Raw genomic sequence first — 7649 nt, 5'->3', positions numbered from 1 at the left:
AACCGTCATACTCGATACCGCAAGCCTCGATGCAACCGCAAACGTCCCACCGACTGGTTGGCTCCTAGTCTCCAACATCGGGTAGACACTACTCTAACTTGGGTAAATCGGTTGAGAAAGTTGGCTCCAATTTCTTTTATTTCGATGGAACTGGTACGGTTCGATACTCAGCGACTCAATAACCCAGAAATAGCTGGCATTGAGTATCAAAAAGGAGAGCTGTTTGGTTACGAAGTTCGGGAGTATCTATTGACCAAATGGAACCACCAATGTGCTTACTGTGGAGCTTCTGACGTTCCTTTACAGGTGGAACATATCCACCCCAAATCCAAGGGCGGCAGCAATCGGGTTTCTAACCGATCGCTGGCATTGGGATCGATTGGTTGATGAATATTGCCAGTTAGGTGTCTATTTTTTGTATTATAAATCTATGCCCTCGTAGCTCAGGTGGATAGAGCAAGGGATTTCTAATCCTTTGGCCGTGGGTTCGAGTCCTACCGAGGGCGCTCTGAAATTGGGGTGTTAATTCAAAACGCTCCCACTCAAAACTTCCCCGTCCCGTCTTCATGGCTCTAGAGGCAGTTGACAAATAACCCATGACGAATGACACATTAATTTTGTACAGCAAACCAGGTTGTCACCTGTGCGAAGGTTTACAAGAAAAGCTCGAACAAATCCAAGGGTTGAATTTTCAGTTAGAGGTGCGGGACATTACCCAGCGGGATGATTGGTTCCAGGTTTATCAATATGAAGTGCCAGTTCTGTGTTATCACAAAGACGGTCAAGAAACACCTCTCCCTCGCCCTTCACCCCGCTTGAGTGTGCAGCAGTTGGAGAAAATGTTACAGAAATATTTGTAAGCTGGAAAGAACATCAGCCGACTGGGTGTAAAAACCAGGTTGAGGTTGGGTCTGGGGTTTTTGTCCCAATACACTGTAAATCAGCGTCTTTTGCTCTCGACCTGGGAGTTTAAGGGATTGTATGGGCATAGCCTGATAGCGATCGCGCACGGAGTCGTAGGTGCTACTGGTGATTAAAATATGGTGAGGGTTATTAAAGGACTAGCTCGAACCCGATTGGCTAAATCTGTGTTGGATGCTGGGTGTTCAAGCTTTCTGTTGATACTGACACACATTGCCGTAAATGCTGGGAAGTTGGTTATTCCAGTAAGCGCCCATAATACTTCACAGGATTGCTCCAGTTGTGGCGAGAAAGTTCCCCAGTTCCTTTGGGAAGATTTTCGAGCATTCGTAATCCTACTAAGCAACAGGAGTGCTAATCTGAAGTTCTTCTTTGCCCCTATCCCTCTCGTCGTGAGGAGTTGATTGAGATGAAGCTACATGATCTACTAAAGGCGATTCCTAATAGTGTGCAAATGCCGAATCATCCAGCACTTGACGCCCAAATCACGGGAATCTGTACTAATTCCCACGCCTGTCAACCGGGAAATTTGTTTATTGGTATGCCCGGAACCCGTGTAGATGGTGGGGAATTTTGGCAAAGTGCGATCGCGTCTGGTGCTGTCGCGGCTTTAATTTCTCCCCAAGCGGCACAAAAACACCCGCCTCAGCCGAAACCCGATGCTGAACCTCCCTGCATTATCTGTGCTACTGACATGACGGTAGCCTGCGCCCAAGCGGCGGCGGCGTTCTACGACTATCCTACCCGCCAGCTTCAGTTAGTTGGCGTAACCGGGACTAATGGCAAAACCACGACAACCCATCTGATTGAATTTCTCCTCACCCAAGCCCTGCGTCCCACTGCCCTTTTTGGTACACTTTATGCCCGATGGCAGGGATTTTCCCAAACGGCTGTTCACACCACACCCTTTCCCGTAGAACTGCAACAGCAGCTAAGTTTAGCTGTAGCGGCGGGTTGTGAGTTAGGGGTGATGGAAGTCAGTTCCCATGCCCTGGCACAAGGTCGGGTGCTAGGATGTGAGTTTGATGTCGCTGTATTTACCAATCTCACCCAAGACCATTTGGATTTTCACCGGGAGATGGAGGATTATTTCGCGGCAAAGGCATTATTATTTAATCCCGATTATCTCCACGGCAAAGCGATTATTAATGCCGATGATCCCTACGGTAAGCGTTTAATTGAACAACTTGGACGCGATCGCACCTGGAGTTACAGTGTTCATGATGCCTCGGCAGATTTGTATACGAGTGACTTGACTTATGAGCCGATTGGTGTTAAAGGAACGCTGCACACGCCAGTCGGTGAAGTGACGTTCAATTCTCCCCTGGTGGGTCAGTATAATTTGTCAAACGTTTTGGCTGCCATTGGTGCAGTGTTAAATTTAGGGTTAGATCTAGACATTGTGATCACTGCCTTAAACCAATTTCCGGGAGTACCCGGGCGGATGGAGCGGGTGCAAATTCAACCGGATCAGGATATTAGCGTGATTGTCGATTATGCTCATACGCCGGATAGTCTGGAGAACTTGCTCAAAGCCGCACGACCGTTTATTCAGGGAAGAATGATTTGTGTATTTGGTTGTGGAGGCGATCGCGATCGCACCAAGCGTCCGAAGATGGGGAAAATTGGCGCAGAATTAGCCGATGTAGCCGTTGTGACGTCAGATAATCCTCGTACTGAAGACCCAGAAAAAATTATCCAAGATATCTTAGCAGGGATTCCGGCTACTGTAGAGCCAATCGTAATTAGCGATCGCGCCACGGCGATTCGCACGGCGATCTTACAAGCCCAACCCGGTGATGGGGTGTTAATTGCTGGGAAAGGTCACGAAGACTATCAAATATTAGGGACAGAAAAAATTCACTTCGATGACCGTGAACAAGCGCGAGAGGCTCTCTTAGGTCGATTTAGTTAGCTCACTCAGGGCGGGTTTACTTACATTTGGGTCAAAGGAAGCGATAGTAATGAAACCCGCCCCTACATTCCTTAAACCCAAGTTCCCTCGAGGATCGCATTGGGTCAAAATTATGCCATACGCCAAGTGAAGGGTCAAAACTTTCCTCCCTGATGAACTCACTACCTACACTGGATTTGTCCCTTTACCAGCTAGCTCTAGATAATTTGACAACTCCTCAGTCACTCTCAATCAGTCCAGTGGGACTCAAAACCTTAGTTGGAGCCATGGTTGATGTACTGATTGAGGAAAAAATCCCGGCTACGATCTGGGTTAAGTCTCCATCCGTCGCCGGGTGGCGGGAGGAACTGTTGCGGTATCGACAACAGATAGGTATTCCTCAAACCCTCTATTGGTGTAATTGTTTTGGTGAAGCCTCTGATGCTGTCGCAACTCAGGATGAACCACCGGTGAACCCGGATGCTCAACTGTTTCCCATTCAGCTAGCCGCCGGAAGCCAGCTTAAACGGGAGTCGTTTCTATTAGTTCTTTGTGAGCAATTGACCAGTCTGATTGTGGCATATCAGCGACTTGAGGGGGAGAGTCCTTATCAGTCTCAGTCATGGCTGACTATTTGTACCTTTGAGCGACGAGTGATCTATCAGGTTTTGCAGAGACTCCGAGGAAGTATTGCGATCGCAGATAGTACGCCCGATGAGTTACTGGCTGGAGGGAAAAACCCATTTTCCTTGGTTCGGGTGACAGATGAGAAGATATTAATCACCCAGGTGTTGATCAAACAGTTACAGCGAACGGAGGAAATTTTACAGTCACGGACAATGGCTGAATCGGGACAAAATAGCGCCATCACCCAATTAACCCATCACCTCAGCCATAAAGACGAACTCTTGCGGCGAGTGGCGCAGGAACTGAAAACCCCATTAACGAATATGAAAACGGCGCTAAGTCTGTTGGAGTCGCCTCAACTCAAACCCGCCCAGCGCCAACGTTATATGCAGCTACTCAATAGTGAATGCGATCGACAAAATTCATTAATTGTGGGAATGCTGGATCTGGTTGAAGCCGACGAACCCCAACCTAGAGTCAAGTCTGTCGTGGAACTCGCACAGATTATTCCCGGTGTGGTGAGTACCTATCAGCCGTTGGCTCAAGAGAAAGGGATTCAACTCGACTATACCATCCCAGCTGATCTGCCAAGTGTTTCCTGTCGAGAAACCTGGTTACGGCAAATCGCCATTAATTTACTACACAACAGTCTCAAATTTACTCACCCTGGGGGTCAAGTGAAGGTGTTAGGGAGTCTTCAGGGGGAATATGTTCAGCTTGCATTTACCGATACAGGAAGTGGAATTGCGGCGAGTGAAATTCCTAAGATTTTTGATAGTTTTTATCGGGGACGTCCAATTCCTGGAGAAGAAATGGGAGCGGGTTTGGGATTAACCATTGTGCAGCAGTTGTTATTGCGTTGTGGGGGTTCAATTTCGGTGAAGAGTCAAGTGGGCAAAGGTGCGACGTTTAAAGTATTATTACCCGTTACCGACCGTTGTGCTAATTGATGAAATTGATCAGGCTCTACCGTTAGAAGGAGATGATCAATAATTTGGCAATCAACAGAATAAATCGGGATGACAGGATTTGAACCTGCGACCCCCTCGTCCCGAACGAGGTGCGCTACCAAGCTGCGCTACATCCCGCAATATCTCATCCATACTACCACAGACTTGCTAGGATTAACACTGGTACTTTCGTGGGAGCATGTTCAGGAGTGGTCGTTAAACCTGAATGGTTAAGAGTCAAAGCACCGCAATGGCAGCGTGTGGGCAACGTTAAGGAAATCTTACGGGATTTGGCACTCAATACCGTCTGTGAGGAAGCCTCTTGTCCTAATATCGGCGAATGCTTCAATGCTGGCACTGCTACCTTTTTAATTATGGGACCGGCTTGTACCCGCGCTTGTCCCTACTGCGATATTGATTTTGAGAAGAAACCCAAACCCCTTGATCCCACAGAACCCACCCGATTAGCGGAAGCGGTAGGGCGACTGAAACTTCAGCATGTGGTGATTACCTCGGTTAATCGGGATGATTTGCCTGATGGGGGTGCATCTCAGTTTGTCCACTGCATTGAAGCGATTCGCGCTATATCGCCTCAAACCACTATTGAGGTATTAATTCCTGATTTATGTGGCAATTGGGACGCCCTAGCCACCATTCTCCAAGCCCAACCCGAAGTCCTCAACCACAACACCGAAACCATCCCGCGACTCTATCGACGAGTACGTCCTCAAGGAGATTATCCGCGATCGCTCGAACTTCTCCAACGTACCCACAAACTCGCCCCCTGGATTTATACCAAATCTGGCATCATGGTGGGATTAGGCGAAACTGACGCCGAAGTGCGCCAAGTGATGCAGGATATGCGAGCCGTCAATTGTGATATTCTCACCATTGGGCAATATCTTCAACCGAGTCAAAAGCACTTAGGTGTGACTAACTTTATCACCCCAGAACAGTTTGATACTTGGCGAGAGTTTGGCGAATCTATCGGCTTTTTACAAGTTGTCTCCTCCCCCCTCACTCGCAGTTCCTATCATGCTGGAGAGGTGAGAGCATTAATGCAGCGCTATCCCCGACAAGCGCCGATGCTGGGATGATTGAGTTTTGAGCAAGTAGGGGCGGGTTTTACTACTATCGTTTCTTACCTCACAAGAGATGTAACTAAACCCGCCCCGACTATAACATCCTACAACTTAAGACGAGGAACGCTTTTGAATAATCCCTTGGCGAAAACCTAACACGACCAAAATATTAGATAGGGTTAAAAAAAACTCAGCACTCCCATGCAACCAATCAACATTGGCTAATTGCTCCCCCAAAGCCACCTTTGCATATATTCCCGCCGGAATCGTCACCGCCACAAATACCAACAGCGCATAAAATCCAATCAGCGCCAACCGTGGGGTTTGTCCGGAACGAGTTAGAAACCACAAAAAACCTAGGTAAGGCAATAAAGAAACCGCAAATAAAGTATCTTGGGAAATCATCACATTATCGAGTTACAGTATGGGTACACCGACGTGCGCCCTTGTTACGACGTGCGCCCTTGTTAGTTTGTCCCCTAAGAGTATTGATTTTGCCAAAAATTCAGCGCTTCACTGTACCACTGAACGGGTATTTTGGCTAAACAACATCAACAGGCGTCTTAGATTTTTCGGGTTCGCTTGTATCACTGTGATCAGATTTTCGGGAACAGCGCCAAATCCACCAAGCGGCGGCACAAAGCGTAACATTTCCTAATACCGTCATCGAGGCTTGCAGGGTAACCAACCAATCCAACGATTCAGGATTGTCAAAAAAGTGCCAGGTACAAGCACACATCGCACCGACTAATGCCGGAAGCATAGCACAAGACAATGCCCACCAGTAACGATTGCCCGTAATTTCACCATAGCTCCAGATTAACCAGATAGCGGCAATCCATTCGATAACGCTAGAGACGTGAATGATCCAAGTGGGAACTGAAAGGGCATGCATAGAGAAGATTTACTTTACGCGATCGCACAACCTAAATCATTCTAACCCCCTCCGTCGCTCTTTTGCCCATGAAACCTTTAACGACGATAACGCTCTCGCTCAATTTGCCAACGCTGTCGGACTAATTTATAGATTTCCTGTGCCAACATCCGCAAATTGGATTCACTGACAAGTTCCGGTTCTGTTGATGGGGAAGATGTAGCAATTTTTACAGAGGGTTGAATCGTTTCTATGGGTATTTGATGGGTTCCAGAAACCGTTTCTGTTTCCGCTTCGATTAAATCCGGAACATCGCCCCATTTTTTCCCTGGATTAGCATAAATGGGACGAAACCCTTCTGGGGTAAACATGAACCCTTCAATTTCGGCATCATCTTGATCCTGAATAACCCGTGAATCTTTAGGGGGAGGACTATCCTCACCTACTAATTCAGCCAAACTTGACCAAGATGTTTGTGTACTCTGACTAGAGGGTTGACTATCTAGAGTCAATTCTGAATTTTCCCTTTGGGAACGGGTTGATTTTAATTGTGAGAAATTTGTCTCAGGTAAAGGATTCTGGTCATTCTCTAAACCCCTTAAGGAAAAGTCGTCTAATTTTTGCTCAGCTAAAGATTCAAAATTCAGCCTTAATCCCTGCAATGTAGAAAGAGAAGATTGACCTAAAACTTTAAATTGACCTAAGGCAGTAATTGGGTTTAATTTTGCCAAACTAATTGGTAATTCCGGAAAGGCTTTGGCTGGCTCAACCCCTGGATCAATGGTTGCAGTTAAGTCAGGTTTATCTGTGTTTTCAGCGAGTCGAGTTTCAACTTCATAATTTTCATCAATCCTCTCTAGATTCTCCTCAATCTGCTCAGACTGAACAGGTATTTTTCTTTTATCCGCAACAGCCGTAGCTGCTTCCTCGGTTATAGCCGCTAAGACAGTTTTCCCAGTCGAAGAAAGTATGTCTATTTTATGAACATTTGAGTGAACTAATACAGGTAGAGAATGAGATTGACTCGGTGTCTGTCCCAACTGTTTAGCCGGAAGTAATGGCTTTTTTATCCCAAGTGGTATTTCGGAAATCATCAGTTCTTTGAAACTAAAAACTCAATCAGGGCAGGATTTAAGGTGATTATCAATGGATAATTAATAATTGATAATTGACAATTGATTAATTGGGTCTAAAACCTCTTCGTTTACGAAGAAATTAAAAAAGATTTTCCTTAATTTCAATCCTCTTCTTTTAAGGAGAGGTCATTATCCATTGTTCATTATCCATTGTCAATTTGTGAA

At 46.4% G+C, this 7649-nt stretch carries 7 protein-coding genes, 2 tRNA genes and 2 pseudogenes; 7 read left to right on the top strand and 4 right to left on the bottom strand.

Annotation, left to right across the window (positions count from 1 at the left end):
• The 6 genes and pseudogenes from iscB to RLO19_RS21825 form a co-directional block, all read left to right on the top strand.
• A pseudogene (iscB, locus tag RLO19_RS21850) lies at positions 1-369 on the top strand (RNA-guided endonuclease IscB); the annotation flags it as partial.
• 63 nt (positions 370-432) lie between these two features.
• Positions 433-506, top strand: a tRNA-Arg gene (locus RLO19_RS21845).
• Positions 507-596: 90 nt separating this feature from the next.
• Entirely contained in the window at positions 597-860 is a 264-nt protein-coding gene (locus RLO19_RS21840; RefSeq protein ID WP_446359525.1) for a glutaredoxin family protein, read from the top strand.
• 192 nt (positions 861-1052) lie between these two features.
• Positions 1053-1325, top strand: a pseudogene (locus RLO19_RS21835) (zinc ribbon domain-containing protein); the annotation flags it as partial.
• A 5-nt stretch (positions 1326-1330) separates the two neighbouring features.
• Positions 1331-2836, top strand: a complete 1506-nt coding sequence (locus RLO19_RS21830; protein ID WP_446359524.1) for a UDP-N-acetylmuramoyl-L-alanyl-D-glutamate--2,6-diaminopimelate ligase — start codon at positions 1331-1333, stop codon at positions 2834-2836.
• Between the two features lie 152 nt (positions 2837-2988).
• Entirely contained in the window at positions 2989-4392 is a 1404-nt protein-coding gene (locus tag RLO19_RS21825; protein WP_446359523.1) for a DICT sensory domain-containing protein, read from the top strand.
• A gap of 64 nt (positions 4393-4456) precedes the next feature.
• Here RLO19_RS21825 and RLO19_RS21820 read toward each other — a convergent pair.
• Positions 4457-4530, bottom strand: a tRNA-Pro gene (locus tag RLO19_RS21820).
• Between the two features lie 71 nt (positions 4531-4601).
• On the opposite strand from RLO19_RS21820, the gene lipA reads away from it, so the two are divergent.
• Entirely contained in the window at positions 4602-5489 is an 888-nt protein-coding gene (lipA, locus tag RLO19_RS21815; protein ID WP_446359522.1) for a lipoyl synthase, read from the top strand.
• A 96-nt stretch (positions 5490-5585) separates the two neighbouring features.
• Here lipA and RLO19_RS21810 read toward each other — a convergent pair whose 3' ends face one another.
• The 3 genes from RLO19_RS21810 to RLO19_RS21800 all read right to left on the bottom strand — a co-directional run bounded on the left by RLO19_RS21810 (position 5586) and on the right by RLO19_RS21800 (position 7442).
• Positions 5586-5879, bottom strand: coding sequence for a DUF3593 domain-containing protein (locus RLO19_RS21810; RefSeq protein ID WP_446359526.1), 294 nt, complete (start codon positions 5877-5879; stop codon positions 5586-5588).
• A gap of 136 nt (positions 5880-6015) precedes the next feature.
• Positions 6016-6369: a DUF2499 domain-containing protein gene (locus RLO19_RS21805; protein ID WP_446333931.1), complete on the bottom strand. Its 354-nt coding sequence runs from the start codon at positions 6367-6369 to the stop codon at positions 6016-6018.
• Positions 6370-6446: 77 nt separating this feature from the next.
• Entirely contained in the window at positions 6447-7442 is a 996-nt protein-coding gene (locus tag RLO19_RS21800) for a hypothetical protein (RefSeq protein WP_446359521.1), read from the bottom strand.
• Between the last annotated feature and the right edge of the window lie 207 nt (positions 7443-7649).

Origin of the sequence: Coleofasciculus sp. G2-EDA-02 (genome assembly GCF_040226375.1) — a bacterium.
Taxonomy (GTDB): domain Bacteria; phylum Cyanobacteriota; class Cyanobacteriia; order Cyanobacteriales; family Coleofasciculaceae; genus Coleofasciculus.
This window is presented reverse-complemented; position numbering and strand designations above follow the sequence as displayed.